Genomic DNA, 19,899 nt, shown 5'->3' with positions numbered 1-19,899 from the left:
CCCAACGCGACCAAAGGTCGCACCCTTGAGTTAGAGCGACAGGCGTATCATTGCGCCACTGCGACACCCCTTTCTGACCGCGGTCGGCACGTATCGACCGAGGCATTTGTCCACTGCCGTGGGATGCAATGATGAGCAACCAGATTCCGGTACACGACGTCACACCACCGAGCAAAAACGCGAACAACAGCGTCGATCTTTACGCCTCTCGAGAAAAAATCTACACCCGTGCTTTCACCGGCCTGTTCCGCAATCTGCGGATGATCGGCGGCGCTGCGCTGTTCCTGTTGTATTTCGGTACGGTGTGGCTGAACTGGGGCGGGCATCAGGCGGTGTGGTGGAACCTGCCGGAACGCAAGTTCTTCATCTTTGGTGCGACCTTCTGGCCGCAGGACTTCATCCTGCTGTCGGGGCTGCTGATCATCGCGGCGTTCGGCCTGTTCTTCATCACCGTTTACGCTGGCCGCGTCTGGTGCGGCTATACCTGTCCGCAAAGCGTATGGACGTGGATTTTCATGTGGTGCGAGAAAGTCACCGAAGGCGACCGCAACCAGCGGATCAAGCTCGATAAAGCGCCGATGAGCGGCAACAAGTTCCTGCGCAAGCTCGCCAAGCATTCATTGTGGCTGCTGATCGGCTTCGTCACCGGCATGACCTTCGTCGGCTACTTCTCGCCAATCCGCGAACTGGTGTTCGAATTCTTCACCGGTCAGGCCGATGGCTGGTCGTATTTCTGGGTCGGTTTCTTCACCCTCGCCACCTACGGCAACGCCGGCTGGCTGCGCGAGCAGGTGTGCATCTACATGTGCCCCTACGCACGTTTCCAGAGCGTGATGTTCGACAAGGACACCCTGATTGTTTCCTACGACCCGCGTCGCGGCGAAAGCCGTGGCCCGCGCAAGAAAGGTGTCGACTACAAGGCCATGGGTCTGGGCGACTGCATCGATTGCACCATGTGTGTTCAGGTATGCCCGACGGGTATCGACATCCGTGACGGCCTGCAGATCGAGTGCATCGGTTGCGCCGCGTGTATCGACGCCTGCGACGCGATCATGGACAAGATGGACTACCCGCGCGGCCTCATCAGCTACACCACCGAACACAACCTGTCCGGCCAGAAAACCCATAAACTGCGGCCACGCCTGATTGGCTATGCGGTGGTGCTGCTGGCGATGATCAGCCTGCTGGTGACCGCGTTCTTCATGCGCTCGCTGGTCGGTTTCGACGTCAGCAAGGACCGCGTGCTGTACCGCGAGAACGCCGAGGGCCGGATCGAAAACGTCTACAGCCTGAAGATCATGAACAAGGATCAGCGCGACCACACCTACGTGCTGGAAGCCGCCGGCCTGCCGGATCTGCGCCTGCAAGGCAAACGCGAGATCAAGGTGCCGGCCGGCGAAATCTTCAGCATGCCGGTGGAGTTGTCGAGCGCACCGGAACAATTGCCGTCGAGCACCAACGAGGTGAAATTCATCCTCAAAGATGCCGACGATGATAGCGTCCACGTTGAAGCCAAGAGCCGATTCATCGGCCCACAAACCCGTTGAGAGAACTGAACATGCCCGCAGCAAACGCCGCCAGTCCTTGGTACAAGCACCTTTGGCCATGGATCATCATCGGGATTCTGGCCTGTTCGGTGACCTTGACCCTGTCGATGGTGACCATTGCGGTGAACAACCCGGACAACCTGGTCAACGACAACTACTACGAGGCCGGCAAAGGCATCAACCGCTCACTGGATCGCGAGCTGCTGGCGCAGGAGCTGAAGATGCGCGCCAGCGTGCATCTGGATGAGCTCACCGGCGAAGTCGACCTGCGCCTGAGCGGTGACAGCCAGCCGAAAACTCTGGAACTGAACCTGATCTCGCCGACCCAGCCGGAGAAGGATCGCAAGATCGTCCTGACCCGCAGCGAAACCGAAACCGGCCGTTACATCGGTCAGTTGGGCGACAAGGTCGAAGGCCGACGTTTTGTCGAATTGCTGGGCACGCAGGACGACCACGTGTGGCGCATGTTCGAAGAGGAACAGGTCAGCCACGACAAGGATCTGCTGCTCGGTGACGAACCGCTGCAGGGCGCCGAAGACCTGGATAAATAAATAAACTGCAGAAGCCCCTCACCCTAACCCTCTCCCGGAGGGAGAGGGGACTGATTTCGGCCGCTCGCATGCCTTGTGTATGGCAGTGACGATATCCGTGGATGCACCTCTTTTCCGGCCTCCATCAATCGGCTCCCTCTCCCTCCGGGAGAGGGCTGGGGTGAGGGCAAGCGGACAACCCCAATGCAAGGGCTTACCCCCTCAACGATGCCATGACCACCCCACTCCCATGCTACCACTGCGCCCTGCCCGTCCCGTCATGCAGTCGCTTCACCGCCGTCGTGCTCGGGGAGTCCCGCGAGTTCTGCTGTCCCGGCTGCCAGGCCGTGGCCGAAGCCATCGTCGCCGGTGGTCTGGAAAGCTATTACCAGCATCGCAGCGAAGCTTCGGCCAATCCCGAAGCCTTGCCGGTGCAATTGACCGATGAACTGGCGCTGTACGACCGCGCCGACGTGCAAAAACCCTTCGTCCGTCACGAGGGCGAACTCGCCGAAACCACCCTGTTGATGGAAGGCATCAGTTGCGCCGCCTGCGGCTGGCTGATCGAGAAACACCTGCGCAGCCTGCCGGCAGTGGCCGAGGCGCGGCTGAATCTGTCCAACCATCGCCTGCACGTGCAATGGGCCGACGCACAATTGCCGCTGAGCCAGATCCTCGCCGAGCTGCGCCACATCGGTTACGCCGCCCACCCCTATCAGGCCGACCGCGCCAGCGAGCAACTGGCCAGCGAAAACCGTCTCGCGTTGCGTCAGCTCGGTGTCGCCGGGCTGCTGTGGTTTCAGGCAATGATGGCGACCATGGCGACCTGGCCGGAATTCAACATCGACCTCAGCCCCGAACTGCACACGATCCTGCGTTGGGTCGCGCTGTTCCTGACCACACCGATCGTGTTCTACAGCTGCGCGCCGTTCTTCAAAGGCGCGATGCGCGATCTGCGCACCCGCCACCTGACCATGGATGTCTCGGTGTCGCTGGCGATCGGCAGCGCCTACATTGCCGGGATCTGGACCTCGATCACCGGCGTCGGTGAGCTGTATTTCGATGCGGTCGGGATGTTCGCGCTGTTCCTGCTCGCCGGGCGCTATCTGGAACGCCGCGCCCGCGAGCGCACCGCCGCGGCCACCGCGCAGCTTGTGAACCTGTTGCCGGCCTCGTGCCTGCGCCTCGACGCCGATGGCCAGAGCGAACGCATTCTGCTCAGCGAATTGCGCCTTGGCGATCGGGTGCTGGTGCAACCGGGTTCGATCCTGCCGGCGGATGGCAAGATCCTTGATGGCCAGTCGAGCATCGACGAATCGCTGCTGACCGGCGAATACCTGCCGCAACCGCGCACGCTGGGCGATGCGGTCACCGCTGGCACGCTGAATGTCGAAGGCGCGCTCACCGTCGAGGTTCTGGCGCTGGGTCAGGACACACGCCTGTCGGCCATCGTCCGTCTGCTTGATCGCGCCCAGGCCGAGAAACCGCGATTGGCGGAAATCGCCGACCGCGCGGCGCAGTGGTTCTTGCTGTTGTCGCTGATTGCAGCGGCGGCCATCGGCCTGTTGTGGTGGCAGCTGGATGCGTCGCGGGCATTCTGGATCGTGCTGGCGATGCTGGTGGCGACCTGCCCTTGCGCGCTGTCGCTGGCAACCCCGACGGCGTTGACCGCCGCCACTGGCACCCTGCACAAACTCGGCCTGTTGCTGACGCGCGGCCATGTACTGGAAGGCCTGAACCAGATTGACACGGTGATTTTCGACAAGACCGGCACGCTCACCGAGGGGCGGCTGGTTTTGCGTTCGATCCGTCCACTGGGCACGCTGAACAGCGACCAGTGCCTGAGCCTTGCCGCCGCATTGGAAAATCGTTCGGAACACCCGATTGCCCGCGCCTTCGGTCGTGCGCCACTGGCGGCTGAAGAAGTGCACAGCACGCCGGGACTTGGCCTCGAAGGGCTGGTTGGCACACAGCGTTTGCGCATCGGTCAGGCAGAATTTGTCTGCGCCCTCAGCGGTTCGCCGCTGCCGGCGATGCCGGATGAACCGGGTCAGTGGCTGCTGCTCGGTGATGACTCGGCAGCGCTGGCGTGGTTCGTTCTCGACGATCGCCTGCGCGACGATGCGCCCGCCCTGCTCGCCGCGTGCAAGGCGCGTGGCTGGCGCACACTGCTGCTGTCTGGCGACAGCTCGCCGATGGTCGCCAGTGTCGCCGCCGAACTGGGTATCGACGAGGCCCGTGGCGGTCTGCGTCCGGACGACAAATTGCAGGTGCTGCAACAGCTTCATCAAGAAGGACGCAAGGTGTTGATGCTCGGCGATGGTGTGAACGACGTGCCGGTGCTGGCTGCTGCCGACATCAGCGTGGCCATGGGTTCGGCCACCGATCTGGCGAAAACCAGCGCCGACGCGGTGCTGCTGTCCAACCGCCTCGACGCGCTGGTGCAAGCCTTTACCTTAGCGCGCAGAACCCGTCGGGTAATCATCGAGAACCTGCTGTGGGCGGCGCTGTACAATGGCCTCATGTTGCCGTTTGCCGCCCTCGGCTGGATCACCCCGGTGTGGGCTGCGGTCGGCATGTCGATCAGTTCGTTGACCGTGGTGCTCAACGCCCTGCGCTTGACTCGCCTGCCGAGCGCGCCGGTCGCCGGCACCCGTTCAGAAACCCGTCCGTTGCCGGCCTGAGCCGCTCGGGCCTGGAGTACCGATGCCAGCTCTTTACGTGATGATCCCGGCCGCCCTGCTGATCGTGGCCATCGCCGTGTACATCTTTTTCTGGGCGGTGGACAGCGGACAGTACGACGATCTTGATGGTCCGGCCCACAGCATCCTGTTCGACGATCAGGACCCGAACCACACCGCCGCCGTGGACGAAGCCAAAGCCGACAAACCGCAGGACAAGGCGCCACCCCATGCTTGAGCTGGCGCCGCTGCTGGTTTCCGCGCTGATCCTCGGCCTGCTCGGTGGCGGGCATTGCCTGGGGATGTGCGGCGGCCTGATGGGCGCGCTGACCCTGGCGATCCCCAAGGAGCAGCGCAGCCGACGCTTTCGTCTGCTGCTGGCCTATAACCTCGGGCGGATTCTCAGCTATGCCACGGCCGGTCTACTGACCGGGTTGGCGGGATGGGCGGTGGCCAACAGTCCTGCGGCGTTGTTCATGCGCGTGCTTGCGGGTTTGCTGCTGATCGCCATGGGCCTGTATCTGGCGGGCTGGTGGAGCGGCCTGACACGCATCGAAAGCCTGGGCCGTGGTCTCTGGCGCTACATTCAACCTGTCGCCAATCGGCTGTTGCCGGTGTCGAGCCTGCCCCGCGCTTTATTGCTCGGCGCGCTTTGGGGCTGGCTGCCGTGCGGGCTGGTTTACAGCACATTGCTGTGGTCGGCCAGCCAGGGCAATGCACTCGACAGCGCGTTGCTGATGCTCGCCTTCGGGCTCGGTACCTGGCCGGTGTTGCTGGCCACCGGCCTCGCCGCCGAGCGGGTCACGGCGCTGCTGCGCAAACGCAGCGTGCGCATGGCCGGCGGTCTGCTGGTGATCCTGTTCGGCATCTGGACCCTGCCGGGGCCGCACCAGCACTGGCTGATGGGCCACTGACCGGCGGCGCGGCCTTCGCGAGCAGGCTCGCTCCCACAGGTTTTGTGTACGCCACAAATCTCCTGTGGGAGCGAGCCTGCTCGCGATGGGGCCGCGTGACTTATACGAATCCTCCCCGTTGATACAAATCAAGATGCCCCGCCGCGCCCTCCCCTAGACTCGCCACACTGCCAGCCTATCCGGGGGAATGCCCGCATGCTCGACGCCATTCGTTGGGACACTGATCTGATCCGCCGCTACGACCTGGCGGGGCCGCGCTACACCTCGTATCCGACGGCCGTGCAATTCAACAGCCAGGTCGGCACCTTCGACCTGTTCCACGCCCTGCGCGACAGCCGCAAGGCGTTGCGCCCCTTGTCGCTGTATGTGCACGTGCCGTTCTGCGCGAACATTTGCTACTACTGCGCCTGCAACAAGGTCATCACCAAGGATCGCGGTCGCGCACAGCCGTATCTGCAGCGGCTGGAGCAGGAAATCCAGTTGATCGCCTGTCACCTGGAACCGGCGCAGAAAGTCGAGCAACTGCACTTCGGCGGCGGCACTCCGACCTTTCTCAGCCACGACGAACTGCGGCAGTTGATGGCGCACCTGCGCAAACACTTCAATCTGCTGGATGACGATTCCGGCGACTACGGCATCGAGATCGACCCACGCGAGGCCGACTGGTCGACCATGGGTCTGTTGCGCGAACTCGGCTTCAACCGGGTCAGCATCGGCTTGCAAGACCTCGATCCGGCGGTGCAACGGGCGGTCAATCGCCTGCAAAGCCTGGAAGAAACCCGCGCGGTGATCGACGCCGCGCGCACCCTGCAATTTCGCTCGATCAACATCGACCTGATCTACGGCCTGCCCAAACAGACACCGGAGAACTTTGCGCGCACCGTCGAGGAAGTCATCAGCCTGCAACCAGACCGGCTCTCGGTGTTCAATTATGCGCACTTGCCGGAGCGCTTCATGCCGCAGCGGCGGATCAACAGCCACGAGCTGCCGAGCCCTGCGCAGAAACTCGAAATGCTTCAGCGCACCATCGAACAACTGACCGCCGCCGGCTACCGCTACATCGGCATGGATCACTTCGCCCTGCCCGACGATGAGCTGGCGATTGCCCAGGAAGAACAGACCCTGCAGCGCAACTTTCAGGGCTACACCACCCACGGTCATTGCGACCTGATTGGTCTTGGGGTGTCGGCGATCAGCCAGATCGGCGATCTCTACTGCCAGAACAATAGCGATCTGAACCAGTACCAGAACACCCTCGCCGCCGCGCAACTGGCGACCAGCCGTGGCCTGGTGTGCAATGCCGACGATCGCCTGCGCCGCGCGGTGATCCAGCAACTGATCTGCAATTTCAGCCTGGAATTCGCCGAAATCGAGCAGGCGTTCAACATCGATTTTCAGGGTTACTTCGGCGCGCTGTGGCCGCAACTGCAAGGCATGGCCAACGATGGATTGATCACGCTGGAACGCGAGCGCATCGAGGTGTTGCCGGCCGGGCGTCTGCTGGTGCGTTCGGTGTGCATGGTGTTCGACGCGTATCTGGAACAGCAGAACCGTCAGCGTTTCTCGCGGGTGATCTAGTTTTTCGTCAGCAGTGAGCCGAGTTTGAGGTTCTGCTCGGAGGTGAGGCCGGACTGATCCATGACTTTGGACAGGGCCAGATTGGCGCTGATCAGCCCGGTATTCAGGGCGGCGATGGCACCGCGCAGCGCGGCGAGCATATTGACCTTGGCTTCGTTGGTCAGTGTTCTGTCGGACATGACGGCCGCCATCCGGGCTTTCTTCTCGGCGATCTCTTTTTGCAGTTTGCGGATCATCTTCAGCAACTGCTGGACATTCTCGGGCAAGCCGCTGTCTTCGATGTCGCTGTTCTCACCACCGACGCTGAAGGATTTTTCGATGGAGGCGCCGGACAGCGACACTTTGACGCCCTCGACCAAGGTCGGGGTTGCCAACGGCGCAGAGGCGGCATTCTGCTCGCTGTCGGTGTCTGTCCTGGCGATGCTCGGCACAGACGCAACGCCGCTGTTACCGGGGTTCAGCGTGTCAATGGCGGCCATCGAAGCGATTCCTTGCATGCGTGTTGATACCTGTTTATCGGCCACTTGCCCTGCGGCTTTACGCCCGTGGGACAAACTCGCCGCAGACTGGCCTGAATGTCCTCCCGTGGGTTACCCTTACGGCTTATGTGTGTTTTCCCACAAGGATTTAAGAAATGTCCGAGCCAGTCAAACTGCGCGCTCACAACCAGGCCCATTGCAAGGATTGCAGCCTGGCCCCTCTCTGCCTGCCACTTTCTCTGAATCTGGAAGACATGGATGCGCTGGACGAAATCGTTAAACGTGGCCGCCCGTTGAAAAAGGGTGAGTTCCTGTTCCGTCAGGGCGACACCTTCGATTCCGTTTATGCAGTACGCTCCGGCGCCCTGAAAACCTTCAGCCTGAGCGACAGCGGCGAAGAACAGCTCACCGGTTTCCACCTGCCGAGCGAACTGGTCGGCCTGTCCGGCATGGACACCGAGAAACACCCGGTGTCGGCCCAGGCCCTGGAGACCACCTCGGTCTGCGAAATTCCGTTCGAACGCCTTGATGAACTGGCCCTGCAACTGCCGCAGCTGCGCCGTCAGTTGATGCGGGTGATGAGCCGCGAGATCCGTGATGACCAGCAAATGATGCTGTTGCTGTCGAAGAAAACCGCCGACGAGCGCATCGCCACGTTCCTGGTCAATCTGTCGGCCCGCTTCCGGGCTCGCGGGTTCTCGGCCAACCAGTTCCGCCTGAGCATGTCGCGTAATGAAATCGGCAATTATCTGGGCCTGGCGGTGGAAACCGTGTCACGGGTATTCACCCGCTTCCAGCAGAACGAACTGATCGCCGCCGAGGGCAAAGAGATCCACATCCTCGACCCGATCCAGCTCTGCGCCCTGGCCGGCGGCTCGCTCGAAGGCTGATCTCGATCCGCGGTTGAGCGAAGCGTTTCAGCCGCGGGTATACTGCGCCGTTTGCAGCCCTGCCAGGACACCTCGACGATGGTCTTCGACTCCTTCGACATCAAATCCCTGATCCGCCCCGTGATCGACTTCCCGAAACCGGGCGTGATCTTTCGCGACATCACCCCGCTGTTCCAGTCGCCCAAGGCCCTGCGCCTGGTGATGGACAGCTTCGCCCACCGTTATGTGGAAGCCGATTTCACCCACATCGGCGCGATGGATGCGCGCGGTTTCCTGATCGGTTCGGTGCTGGCCTACCAGTTGAACAAGCCGCTGGTACTGTTCCGCAAGCAGGGCAAACTGCCGGCGGACGTGCTGGCCGAAGGTTACGCGACCGAGTACGGCGAAGCGTTCCTCGAAGTGCACGCCGACAGCCTGTGCGAAGGCGATTCGGTGGTGATGTTCGATGACCTGATTGCCACCGGTGGCACGCTGATCGCAGCCGCCAACCTGATCCGCCGCATGGGCGCGCGGGTGCATGAGGCGGCGGCGATTATCGATCTGCCGGAGTTGGGTGGGTCGCAGCGTCTGGAAGATATGGGCATCCCTACCTTCTGCCTGACGCAGTTTGCCCTGACTGATAAGTAAGTAGCGCCTGTCAGACCGCTTTCGCGAGCAGGCTCGCTCCCACATTTGGAATGCATTCTCCTGTGGGAGCGAGCCTGCTCGCGAAGGGGCCGGCCGCCTCAACGCAGAACCTAAAGCCCCATCTGCTTGCTGATAATCTCGTTCATCACCTCCCGCGTCCCGCCGCCAATCGACAGAATGCGGTTATCCCGATACAGCCGCTCCACCAGGCTTTCGCGCATGTAACCCAGGCCGCCAAGAATCTGCACTGCCTCGGTGGTAATCCGGTCCGAGGTGTCCGTGGCGACGTTCTTGGCCATGGAAATCTCCTTGATCACGCTCTGCCCCGCCGCCATTTTCGCCGCCTGGCGGTAGGTGAACTCGCGCGATACTTCCAGCGCCGTGGCCATCTCGGCCAGCCGGTGCTTGATCACCTGAAACTTGCCGATGGGTTTGCCGAACGCCTCACGCTCACGCGCCCACTTCAGCGCCTCTTCGAGCGCGAGCTGCGAGGTCATGTTGGCCATCAGCGCCAGCGCCAGCCGTTCACTCTGGAAATTGCCCATGATGCAGGCGAAACCCATGTTCTCGGCGCCGACCAGATTGCCCACAGGCACCCTGCAATCGTCGAAGAACAGCTCAGCGGTGTCCGAGGCCCACCAGCCCATTTTCTTTAGCTGGCGGCCTACCGTGAAGCCTGGGGTGCCCTTCTCGATCAACAGCAGGCTGATGCCACCGAAACCCGGCGCTCCGGTGCGCACCGCGACAGTGTAGAAATCGGCACGCACGCCGCTGGTGATGAAGGTTTTGCTACCGCTGACCCGGTAGAACTCGCCGTCACGCACGGCGCGGGTCTGCAGGTTGGCGACGTCGGATCCGCCGCCGGGTTCGGTAATCGCCAACGCGCTGATCTTCTCGCCGCTGAGCACTTGCGGCACGACGCGGTCGCGCACCTCGGGCCGGGCCCATTTGACGATCGGTGGCAGGCCGATATCCAGCGAACCGAGGCCCGCGACCAGCCCACCGGAGCCGCAGCGCATCAGTTCTTCGCTGGCGGCAACCTTGGCGAACACATCACCTTCGTGGCTGCCGCCCAGCACTTCGGGATAACCGATACCGAGAATCCCCGCCGCCCCGGCCTTCAGGTACAGCTCACGGGGAAAGCTTTCGGCTTCTTCCCACGCATCGATGTCCGGCAGGACCTCGCGCTCGACGAAACGTCTGACGCTGTCGCGAACCATTTGGTGGCTGGGGTCGAAGTATTCCTGGAAGGCAGGCATCGGCGAACTCCATCGAAGGGTTGGCCGACGTTAACCGAGCGCTTGCTTGGTTTTCAATATGTTTGTGTGTATCAGTCAGACCGAGGTGCGCCATTCGCGAGCAAGCCCGCTCCCACAGGAGAATGCATTCCAATGTGGGAGCGGGCTTGCTCGCGAAGGCGCCAGTCAAAGCACCGCTGAACTCAGAGGGAAATCGGTTTACGCCCGGCGAACGAATGCGCCAGCGTTCCGCCATCCACCAACTCCAGCTCCCCACCCAGCGGCACGCCATGGGCAATCCGCGAAGCGATCAGGCCCTTGTTGCTGAGCAGTTGGGCGATGTAATGCGCGGTCGCCTCACCTTCCACCGTCGGGTTGGTGGCGAGGATGACTTCAGTAAAGCTGCCCGCCTCTTCAATACGCGCCATCAACTGCGGAATACCGATGGCCTCCGGCCCCAGGCCGTCGAGCGGCGACAGGTGGCCCTTGAGCACGAAGTAGCGCCCACGGAAACCCGTTTGCTCCACCGCATACACGTCCATCGGCCCTTCCACCACGCACAGCAGCGTGTCGTCGCGGCGCGTGTCGGCGCATTGCGGGCACAGATCGTCTTCGGTCAGCGTGCGGCACTGACGGCAGTGACCCACCCCTTCCATGGCCTGGCTCAAGGCCTGGGCCAGGCGCGTGCCGCCGCTGCGATCACGCTCGAGCAACTGCAACGCCATGCGCTGGGCGGTTTTCTGACCCACACCCGGCAAAGTGCGCAGGGCGTCGATCAGTTGGCGAATCAAAGGGCTGAAGCTCATGGGTAAAAAGTCCGACAAAACAACGAGACGCGGTTTATACCCGCGCCTCTGGCCAGCGTCAAATGCTCAGTCCTGGGCAACCTTCACCACCAGTTTGCCGAAGTTGCGCCCCTCCAGCAGCCCGATGAACGCCTCGGGTGCCTGCTCCAGACCTTCCACCACGTCTTCGCGGAATTTGACCTTGCCGTCGCGCACCCACGGCACCATGTGGCTGATGAATTCCGGCTGACGGTCGCCGTAGTCATCAAACACGATGAAGCCCTGAATCCGCACACGCTTGGTCAGCAACGTACGCTGCAGCATTGGCAGACGATCCGGGCCATGCGGCACCTCAGTGGCGTTGTAACCGGCGATCAGCCCGCACAGCGGGATCCGCGCCTTGGGGTTGAGCAGCGGCACCACGGCATCGAACACATGCCCGCCGACGTTTTCGTAATAGATGTCGATGCCATTCGGGCAAGCCTTGGCCAGTTGTTCGGCAAAGTCCGGCGCCTTGTGATCGATGCAGGCATCAAACCCCAATTCCTCGACCACGTATTTGCATTTGTCGGCTCCACCGGCCACACCCACGGCGCGCAGGCCCTTGATCTTCGCCACCTGACCGACCACTGAACCGACCGCACCGGACGCTGCAGCCACCACCAGGGTCTCGCCTTCTTTCGGCTGACCGATGTCGATCAGCCCCATGTACGCGGTCATCCCCGGCATGCCCAGTACACCGAGGGCCATCGACGGGCTCGGCAGGCCGGACGGAATCGGCATGATGTTGCGGCCGTCGCTGATGCTGTGGCTCTGCCAGCCGGTGAGGCCGACCACCAGATCGCCCTGATGGAATTTCGGATGACGGGAATTCTCGACACGGCTGACAGCGCCACCGGTCATCACTTCGCCGATTTGTACCGGCGCGGCGTAGGACGGTGCATCGCTCATGCGCCCGCGCATGTACGGGTCCAGCGACAGGTACAGGGTTTTCAGCAGCACCTGGCCGTCTTCGAGATCAGGCAACGCTTCGCGCTCCAGACGGAAGTTTTCCGGAGTCGGCGCGCCGACCGGGCGCGAGGCGAGGACGAAGCGTTGGTTGAGGGTCAGAGGGTCGGACATGTCAGCGTCTCCTGTGAATGATGAACTCGGGGGTATAGGGAGCAGACCTTTGTGGCATTGGGGCGTTCGATGTTTATTCAGTTGTACCGAGGTGAGTTCATTCGCGAGCAGGCTCGCTCCCACAGGGAAATGCATTCCAAATGTGGGAGCGAGCCTGCTCGCGAAGGCGGCATCAAAGACACCGCACCTCCAGGAGCCAGAAACAAAAATGCCAGGCGCGATGCCTGGCATTTTGTGTAGCTCATCCAACCCGCATTGGCGAATCAGAATGGCAGTTTCATACCTGCTGGCAGGTTCATGCCGGCGGTCATGCTGCCCATTTTTTCCTGGCTGTTGGCTTCGATCTTGCGCACGGCGTCGTTGACGGCGGCGGCGACCACAGCTTCGAGCATTTCCTTGTCGTCTTCGCTCAGGCCTTCAACCAGGCTTGGATCGATGCTGACGCTTTTCACGTCGTGACGACCGGTCATTACCACGGTGACCATATCGCCACCAGCCTTGCCGGTGACTTCGGCGTTGGCCAGTTCTTCCTGCATCTTGGCCATTTTTTCCTGCATCTGCTGTGCCTGCTTCATCAGGCCGGCCATGCCACCTTTCATCATGGGAATCACCTCAAAAGTACTTGGATCAAAACAGCGCCCGGCACTTAACGCCGAACGCCCTCAGTTATTAGCCTTGGGCGACCAAGGCGTCGACAGGTTCAATAGTATCGTGTCGCACCACTGCACCGAACTGCTGGACCATCTGCTGGATGAACGGATCACCGTGGATCGATTCTTCCGCCTCGCGCTGACGGTTGGCCCGGCGACGGGACGCGGCCTGCGCCGGGGTTTCCTGCTCGGGCTTGATCAACTCGATGGTCAGGGTCAGCGTGCGACCGTGGAACTGGTTCAACGCATCGTTCAGGCGCCGCTGTTGCGTGGCGTTGAACAGCGCGCTGTGCGCCGGGTCCAGGTGCATCAGCCAGTGGTCGCCATCGACCGCGATCAGCGTGCAGTTGGCGGCGATGCTGCCGGTCATGCCCGAGATCGGCAATTGCGGGAACAGCTCCAGCCATTGCAACGCGAGACCGGTGGCCGGCGCGGCGGCAGGCTCCGGCTCGGGTTCCGGGGCCGGCTCGGCGGTGTGTTCGCTGGCCAGATCGTCGAGGTAGCTGTAGGCCGAATCCATGTCCGGCTCGATGTAGTCTTCGTCCAACGGCGGCTCGTCGTCGAGGTCCATGCCTGGAGTGGCGGCATCGACGTCGGCGACCGACGGCTCGGGAATCGGCGCAGCGGCCCACTCCGGTGCATCCGGCACCACGCTGTCCGGGGTCGGCAGCGGCATCGGCGGCAACTCGGGCTGCTCGCTGGCGGTTTCCAGTACCGGCTCGACGGCTGGTTGCTGCACCGGCTCAGGTTCTGGCTCGGGTTCGACCGGGTCGTTCCACGGCAGGTCGACCACCGCTTCGGCGGCGACTGGCTCTGGTTCCGGTTCTGGCGCATGGGCCACCACAGGCGCTGGCTCTGGAGCCGGCGTTGGTGCTGGAACAACAACCGGTGCAGGCGCAACAGCCGCAGCGACTACCGGCGCAGGCTTGGGCGCGGCAGCCACTGAATTTGCGGAATCAACTGTGGCCTGGCTGATCCCCACTGGCTTTAGCGGTTGCCTCGGGGCGTCCGCCGTATCCGCCGGCCGGAAGGCCAGCATCCGCAGCAGGACCATTTCAAAGCCACCACGGGGATCCGGCGCCAGCGGCAAGTCGCGGCGACCGATCAGGCCCATCTGGTAATAGAACTGCACGTCTTCGGCCGGCAGCGCCTGAGCCAATGCCAATACGCGGTCACGGTCGCCATGACCGTTGTCGACACCTTCAGGCAAGGCCTGGGCGATGGCGACGCGGTGCAGCACGTTGAGAATTTCCGAGAGCACGCCGTTCCAGTCCGGGCCTTGCTCGGCCAGGTGGCGCACGGCTTCGAGCAACGCCTTGGCGTCACCCTCGATCAGCGCGTGCAGCACGTCGAAGACCTGGCCGTGATCCAGCGTGCCGAGCATCGCCCGCACGTCGGCGGCCAATACCTTGCCTTCACCGAAGGCGATGGCCTGGTCGGTCAGGCTCATGGCGTCACGCATCGAGCCGTCAGCGGCGCGGCCCAGCAACCACAGCGCGTCGTCTTCGAACGGCACGTTTTCGGCGCCGAGCACGTGGGTCAGATGCTCGACCACGCGCTCGGGCGTCATGTTCTTCAGCGAGAACTGCAGGCAACGCGACAAAATCGTTGCCGGAAGTTTCTGCGGGTCGGTGGTCGCCAGGATGAACTTGACGTACGGCGGCGGCTCTTCGAGGGTTTTCAGCAGCGCATTGAAGGAATGGCTGGAGAGCATGTGCACTTCGTCGATCAGGTAGACCTTGAAGCGCCCACGGCTCGGCGCGTACTGCACGTTGTCGAGCAGCTCGCGGGTGTCTTCGACCTTGGTCCGGCTCGCGGCGTCGATCTCGATCAGGTCGACGAAGCGGCCTTCGTCGATCTCGCGGCACACCGAACACTCGCCGCAAGGGCTGGAAGTGATACCTGTCTCACAGTTCAGGCATTTGGCAATGATCCGCGCAATGGTGGTCTTACCGACCCCGCGGGTACCGGTGAACAGGTACGCGTGGTGCAGCCGCTGGCTGTCCAAGGCATTGATCAGAGCCTTGAGCACATGGGTCTGGCCGACCATTTCGCGGAACGAGCGCGGACGCCATTTACGTGCAAGAACCTGATAACTCATCGAAAACCGTCGCAACGAAGGAAGCTGAAGCGGCTAATGCTAGCGGAGCAAGGGCAAAATTGCATCCGGTGTGCTCGTCTAATCTGGCTAAGCTGCTGTTGGCGGGGAAATTTCGCTCGTGATCGGGACTCATCGGAGCATGTATGCGTTGGGCCTTGGGAGCTTTGTTGGGGATCAGTCTGAGCGTGAGCGCGGCCGAACCGCCGCTGCGCTTCGTCGTGGCCGACAGCTGGGCGATGCCGATGGTGCAGATCGACCATGGCCGCCCGACCCAGGGCATCCTCCACGACATCATGCTCAGCCTTGCGACGCAGGTCGGCGTGCCGGCCGAATTCCACGTCCTGCCGCGCGCCCGGGTGCAGAACGCCATGGAGCACGGCGAAGTCGACGTGCGCTGCTATGCCGCACAATCGTGGCTGCCGAATCAGTCCGGGGACTATATCTGGAGCCTTCCGCTGCTGTTCCAGCGCGATTTGCTGATCAGCCGCGACGCTCAGCCGCCCCGCGTCGACCCTGCCGACCTGCCCCGCCAATCGATCGGCACCGTGCTCGGCTATACCTATCCGACCCTGCAACCGCTGTTCGACGCCGATCGCCTGCAACGCGAGGACGCGCGTAATCAGGAACAAGTGCTGGAAAAACTCCTGGCCGGCCGCTACCGCTATGCGGTGAGCAATCAATGGACACTGGACTGGTTCAATCAGCGCCTGCTGCCCGGGCAGCAACTGCACGGCGTCGCGGTGCTGCAGGAGCAGCATGTGGGCTGCTACGTGAGGAATGACCCTCAGGTGCCGGTGCAGCGGATCTTGCGCACGTTGTTGCGGATGAAAATGTCGGGGGAGATTGATGACATCATCCGGTTGTATACCGGGTCCACTGAAGCCACCCCATAACCCATTGTGGGAGCGGGCTTGCTCGCGAAGGCGGTGTGTCAGTCATCTGATTCGTTAACTGGCACACCGCCTTCGCGAGCAAGCCCGCTCCCACAGGGGGATATTTCCGACAGAGAGTTATTCAGTAGCCGTGCGACTCACGGAATTTCTGGTAGTCGTGAAATTCGATCCACTCGACCACGTCGTACGGCAGGTAAAGCTGCTGCCGGGCGCGGGAGATGGCGATGTACACGGCGCAGATCCGCTGATCGAACGCGTAGGCGTCCTTGAACTGCACGTTGGTCAGCAGCTCGGGCGTCAGCAGAACGCGGTCGAACTCCATGCCGCCCGCCTCGTGCGCCTGCATCAGCAGGCAGCTTTTGCCGGGGCCGCCGATCATTCGGTTGAGCCGGGTCAGGTCAGCGACCTTGAAGCCCTTCTCCAGCTCGGCCTCGACCCACAGAAACGCCTCGTCGAACTGGTTGGCATCGCGCACCTGCTGCCACTTGGGCAAGTCGCTGAAATAGCGATGCGGCCCCTTCTCACTGTGCGCGGAGCTGTAGTAATCGACCTTGAACAACTCGATGGCGCTGGTCATGAAGTGCTCGAGGTCGCGCTGGGCTTTCATGTCGGCAAAGCTGAACAGGCAATTGGCATCGTGCAGTTGCATGGCCCACTTCATCGTGTCCCAGGGGGACGCGGTCAGCACCACGCAACCTTCGGGCGGGACAAAGCCCTGCGGATAAAACTCGATGCCGACGTCAGCTTCACGCGCGCCTTCGAAGGGCACCTTGCTCTTTTCCGAGTGCCGGGAAATCAGCGGATTGACCAGACGCTCGACGTTACGACCCGAGCGTACCGAGTAGGTGATATCGCTCTGGCGCACCTCACGCTTTCTCTTCACCAGATCGCGCTCGGCGTGCTGGTACTCATCGCCCAGCGTGATCAGCACCTGTCGGCCACGCTCGATAATCTGCAGCAGCGAAGCGGGAATGTCCTGGCTCTCGTCGATCAGCACGTGGGTATAACGCGGCGGCACCACGCAGCCCGCAAGGCTTGCCCGCTTGATCAGCAACAAGGCTTCGAAGCCGCTCTGCCGGCCCCACGCCGGATTGGCCTCAAGGTAAGTCCAGACGCGGCTCGAATACTCCAGCAGCACTTTGGACTCAAGACCGGACAAGGACAGTTTGAAATACGGCAGATGATGCGCCGACAGGCTGTAGTCCCGGGAGTGGCAATAGCGCTCGAGGGTTTCCAGGCAGACGTTCAGGGTGCGTTGCGCGTCATGCTCGCGAAAGCCGAGGATGTTCAGCTCCTGCGCCAGACTCTGTTTGCTCGCGACTCGGCCAGCGGCGCTTGCCGGCTGCGGCTTGCGCCCATAAATCAGCCCGCGTGCGAACGCCTCAAAGGTGATGCCGGGCTTGCGTTCACTGACAACGCCCATGCGCTGGCACAGGGTCGCGAGTTTTTCCGGGGTGCGTGCCAGCAACAGGGTTTTCCCGGGGTCCAGGCACTCGGTCAAGGCACCGACCAGGAGGCTTTTGCCGATCCCGGCATAGCCTTGCACATGCAGGTCTTCATCGAGGTTGGCGCGGAAGGTTCTGACCAGTTTGTCCTGCGCGGCGCTGAGCCAGCGCTCGCGGTGTGCCGGGCTGATCATCTGCTGGCTGAACGGATTGTTGATCGCGTGGTGGCGCGTCTTGAACTCGTCATCCCACTTGCCATCGGGCAGCAGGTAATCCTGCGCCGCCACCTCTTCGGCCAACAGCAATCGCAGGTTCAATCCCCTGATGGCGTTCAGGCCGAAGTACAACTGGCGCGGGTCGAACAGCCGTTGCGCCTCGGACAGCAGCCCTGCCCCGCCATCGACCGCCCAGGCGATCAGGCGCGCCAGCACCTTCTCCGCCGCTGCGGCGGTGAGATCCTTTTCGGTGGCCTGAGCCAGATTCTGGATGACCAGCACGGCGGCCAGCTGCGCATCCGTCAACTCGCCGAGGGTTTTTGCGCCATCGGGCTGCAACAGGCTGGCGCAGGTCTCATCCGTCACGGGCAAGTACACGGCGGTGGATAAATCGTGATGTTCCGGGTGCATACAACCTCGTAGCCAGGGCGCGAACTTGTCAACGACGCGCGCAGCAAGACGGTGGAGTATGCCACTGTTCAACCTTGGTGACTGAACAGGCATCGGGGGGCAGCCTTCGCGAGCAGGCTCGCTCCCACAGGGGCTGGCGTGAAAGCCCAAATCGCGGGCATAAAAAAACCGCAGTGGGCGAAACCCATGCAGTTCTGTTGAAGCGTTCTTCGTTCGTTAAGGTGGTAACCCCACCAGCCACACCCCGGCACACAATGTTCCCGCTGTGGCTGCTGCCTTCCGGCTCTGACCAGGTTCACGGGTAATCGTTGCGGGGGGACCGATGGGGTCACCATAACGACACTCACCTGTCGGCGAGCCGCGCCATTGTACCTATCTGAAGCGAAGTTACAACCGTTGGTTTCAGATTAAAAATATGAAGGGCTTCAAGCACTTGCTATTGCGCCTGCAACACCTCGTCCGCCTTGCCGCCCGCCTGCTGGATCACCAGATGGATGAAGTGCAACTTGGCAATCGCCGCCGCCGGCAGCACGAACGGGTAGAAATCCGGCTGCCCCATGCTGCGTGACAGCTCGTTGAGCATGCCCGCCAGTTCGATCCACGCATTGACGAACGACAGGAACGCCGCGCCGCCGGGGTGCTCCGGGTCGTACAGCGTGCTGGACGGGAACGGCTGGTAGTCGAAGTCCATTTCCCGCGCGCTCATGCCGAAACCCAGCGCGGTATCCACCGCATCCATCATGTGCAGGTAATGCGCCCAGGTTTCGGCCCAGTCTTCCCATGGGTGCATGGTCGCGTAGGCGCTGACGTAGTGTTGCGGCCAGTCCAGCGGTGCGCCCTGTTGATAATGACGGTCGAGCGCTTCGGCGTAACTGGCGCGCTCGTCGCCGAACAGGTTGCGGAAAGGTTCAAGCCACGGCCCATTGGCGATCAGACGATCCCAATAATAATGCCCGACCTCATGCCGGAAATGCCCGAGCAGCGTGCGATAGGGTTCATGCATTGCCGCCCGCACCTGCTCGCGATGGGCGTCGTCGGCTTCTTTGATATCTAGGGTGATCAGACCGTTGGCGTGGCCGGTCATTGGCGCGTTGCCTTCGAGATCGACGCCGATGAAGTCGAAGGCCAGACCGGTGGCCTCATCCACGGTTTTCGGGATGACCGGCAGGCCGAGGGTGATCAGTTGCGCCACCAGCCGACGCTTGGCGATTTCGACTTTGCGCCAGCGTTCGGGGTTTTCCGGCACTGAGAGGTCGGGGATGGTGCGGTTGAGGCTGCAGGCGATGCACAGGCTGTCGTGGCCGTTATCCGGCAGCAGCCAGTTGCACGCGGCGGGCGTGTCGAGGTTGGCGCAGCGACGAAACAGCCCGGCGTCGGGATCGGCATCGAGTGTCCAACTGCCGTCCTGTGGCCCGGGTTGCAACGAGGTCAGGCGACTTTCTTCAGGCTGATAGCCCAACATGGCGCTGCAAGCCAGACACTGACTGTTGCGAAAGAACAGCGACTGGCCGCAGCGGCACGGCCAGATTTTGCTGTTGCGTGAAGATTCGCCCATGAACGGCGCGACGATGCGAGAACTGAGCTGCTCGAAAAAGCGGTACATGGCGATCTCTCCCTGGGGCTTGCCAAGACTAGATCATTGCCGAGCCGACATCGTTCCGAATACTCCACGGCTATTGGCCGATACCACCCTTGTGGTGAGGGGATTTAGCGAAACGTCGCACCGCCCCGACGGGTTGCGAAGCAGCCCCAGAACCCTACCACTCAGTTGAATCAGACAAACTGTGTGCTCA

Annotated in this window: 17 protein-coding genes and 1 other RNA gene; 9 read left to right on the top strand and 9 right to left on the bottom strand. The window is 62.3% G+C overall.

Annotation, left to right across the window (positions count from 1 at the left end; all coding sequences use genetic code 11):
- The first annotated feature begins 131 nt into the window (after positions 1-131).
- From ccoG to hemN, 6 genes are all read left to right on the top strand, one after another.
- Positions 132-1,547, top strand: a complete 1,416-nt coding sequence (gene ccoG, locus ACOYXG_RS08805) for a cytochrome c oxidase accessory protein CcoG (protein ID WP_027613255.1) — start codon at positions 132-134, stop codon at positions 1,545-1,547.
- 11 nt (positions 1,548-1,558) lie between these two features.
- Positions 1,559-2,098 (top strand): FixH family protein, encoded by a 540-nt coding sequence (locus ACOYXG_RS08800; RefSeq protein ID WP_097087648.1) that lies wholly within the window; start codon positions 1,559-1,561, stop codon positions 2,096-2,098.
- Between the two features lie 212 nt (positions 2,099-2,310).
- On the top strand, positions 2,311-4,761 hold the full coding sequence (locus tag ACOYXG_RS08795; RefSeq protein WP_460357067.1) for a heavy metal translocating P-type ATPase: 2,451 nt from the start codon (positions 2,311-2,313) through the stop codon (positions 4,759-4,761).
- Positions 4,762-4,783: 22 nt separating this feature from the next.
- Entirely contained in the window at positions 4,784-4,996 is a 213-nt protein-coding gene (gene ccoS / locus ACOYXG_RS08790) for a cbb3-type cytochrome oxidase assembly protein CcoS (protein ID WP_007965536.1), read from the top strand.
- Entirely contained in the window at positions 4,989-5,672 is a 684-nt protein-coding gene (locus ACOYXG_RS08785) for a sulfite exporter TauE/SafE family protein (RefSeq protein WP_285374603.1), read from the top strand. Before ccoS ends, ACOYXG_RS08785 begins: the two co-directional genes overlap by 8 nt.
- A 195-nt stretch (positions 5,673-5,867) precedes the next feature.
- Positions 5,868-7,250: an oxygen-independent coproporphyrinogen III oxidase gene (hemN, locus tag ACOYXG_RS08780; RefSeq protein WP_103368392.1), complete on the top strand. Its 1,383-nt coding sequence runs from the start codon at positions 5,868-5,870 to the stop codon at positions 7,248-7,250.
- Here hemN and ACOYXG_RS08775 read toward each other — a convergent pair.
- Positions 7,247-7,729: a hypothetical protein gene (locus ACOYXG_RS08775; RefSeq protein ID WP_027613260.1), complete on the bottom strand. Its 483-nt coding sequence runs from the start codon at positions 7,727-7,729 to the stop codon at positions 7,247-7,249. The two genes, hemN and ACOYXG_RS08775, sit on opposite strands and share 4 nt — an antisense overlap.
- A gap of 155 nt (positions 7,730-7,884) precedes the next feature.
- On the opposite strand from ACOYXG_RS08775, the gene fnr reads away from it, so the two are divergent.
- Both fnr and ACOYXG_RS08765 read left to right on the top strand, forming a co-directional pair.
- Positions 7,885-8,619: a fumarate/nitrate reduction transcriptional regulator Fnr gene (gene fnr, locus ACOYXG_RS08770; RefSeq protein ID WP_003223347.1), complete on the top strand. Its 735-nt coding sequence runs from the start codon at positions 7,885-7,887 to the stop codon at positions 8,617-8,619.
- 78 nt (positions 8,620-8,697) lie between these two features.
- The gene (locus ACOYXG_RS08765) at positions 8,698-9,246 is read left to right on the top strand and encodes an adenine phosphoribosyltransferase (protein WP_003223345.1); all 549 of its coding nucleotides are present in this window, start codon (positions 8,698-8,700) and stop codon (positions 9,244-9,246) included.
- A gap of 110 nt (positions 9,247-9,356) precedes the next feature.
- Here the strand turns inward: ACOYXG_RS08765 and ACOYXG_RS08760 are convergent, their stop codons facing one another.
- From ACOYXG_RS08760 to dnaX, 5 genes are all read right to left on the bottom strand, one after another.
- Positions 9,357-10,505, bottom strand: a complete 1,149-nt coding sequence (locus ACOYXG_RS08760) for an acyl-CoA dehydrogenase family protein (protein ID WP_336841178.1) — start codon at positions 10,503-10,505, stop codon at positions 9,357-9,359.
- 182 nt (positions 10,506-10,687) lie between these two features.
- Complete coding sequence (gene recR / locus ACOYXG_RS08755; RefSeq protein ID WP_027613263.1) at positions 10,688-11,290, bottom strand: recombination mediator RecR; 603 nt, start codon at positions 11,288-11,290, stop codon at positions 10,688-10,690.
- A 66-nt stretch (positions 11,291-11,356) separates the two neighbouring features.
- Complete coding sequence (locus ACOYXG_RS08750) at positions 11,357-12,391, bottom strand: NADP-dependent oxidoreductase (protein WP_460357062.1); 1,035 nt, start codon at positions 12,389-12,391, stop codon at positions 11,357-11,359.
- A gap of 263 nt (positions 12,392-12,654) precedes the next feature.
- Positions 12,655-12,993 carry a YbaB/EbfC family nucleoid-associated protein gene (locus ACOYXG_RS08745; protein WP_003223337.1) on the bottom strand — a complete coding sequence of 113 codons (339 nt, stop codon included), beginning with the start codon at positions 12,991-12,993 and terminating at the stop codon, positions 12,655-12,657.
- 67 nt (positions 12,994-13,060) lie between these two features.
- Entirely contained in the window at positions 13,061-15,142 is a 2,082-nt protein-coding gene (gene dnaX / locus ACOYXG_RS08740; protein WP_027613265.1) for a DNA polymerase III subunit gamma/tau, read from the bottom strand.
- 143 nt (positions 15,143-15,285) lie between these two features.
- Here dnaX and ACOYXG_RS08735 point away from each other — a divergent pair, with 143 nt between their 5' ends.
- Complete coding sequence (locus ACOYXG_RS08735) at positions 15,286-16,035, top strand: substrate-binding periplasmic protein (RefSeq protein ID WP_097087634.1); 750 nt, start codon at positions 15,286-15,288, stop codon at positions 16,033-16,035.
- A 121-nt stretch (positions 16,036-16,156) separates the two neighbouring features.
- On the opposite strand, the gene ACOYXG_RS08730 is transcribed toward ACOYXG_RS08735, so the two are convergent.
- The 3 genes from ACOYXG_RS08730 to ACOYXG_RS08720 form a co-directional block, all read right to left on the bottom strand.
- The gene (locus tag ACOYXG_RS08730) at positions 16,157-18,106 is read right to left on the bottom strand and encodes a hypothetical protein (RefSeq protein ID WP_460357057.1); all 1,950 of its coding nucleotides are present in this window, start codon (positions 18,104-18,106) and stop codon (positions 16,157-16,159) included.
- A 228-nt stretch (positions 18,107-18,334) separates the two neighbouring features.
- An RNA gene (gene ffs / locus ACOYXG_RS08725) (signal recognition particle sRNA small type) lies at positions 18,335-18,431 on the bottom strand.
- 111 nt (positions 18,432-18,542) lie between these two features.
- On the bottom strand, positions 18,543-19,709 hold the full coding sequence (locus tag ACOYXG_RS08720; RefSeq protein ID WP_027613268.1) for a zinc-binding metallopeptidase family protein: 1,167 nt from the start codon (positions 19,707-19,709) through the stop codon (positions 18,543-18,545).
- Between the last annotated feature and the right edge of the window lie 190 nt (positions 19,710-19,899).

Source organism: Pseudomonas sp. G3-39, assembly GCF_054790485.1.
Note: the sequence above shows the minus strand (reverse complement) of the source record. Positions and strands in the feature narration are given on the sequence as shown.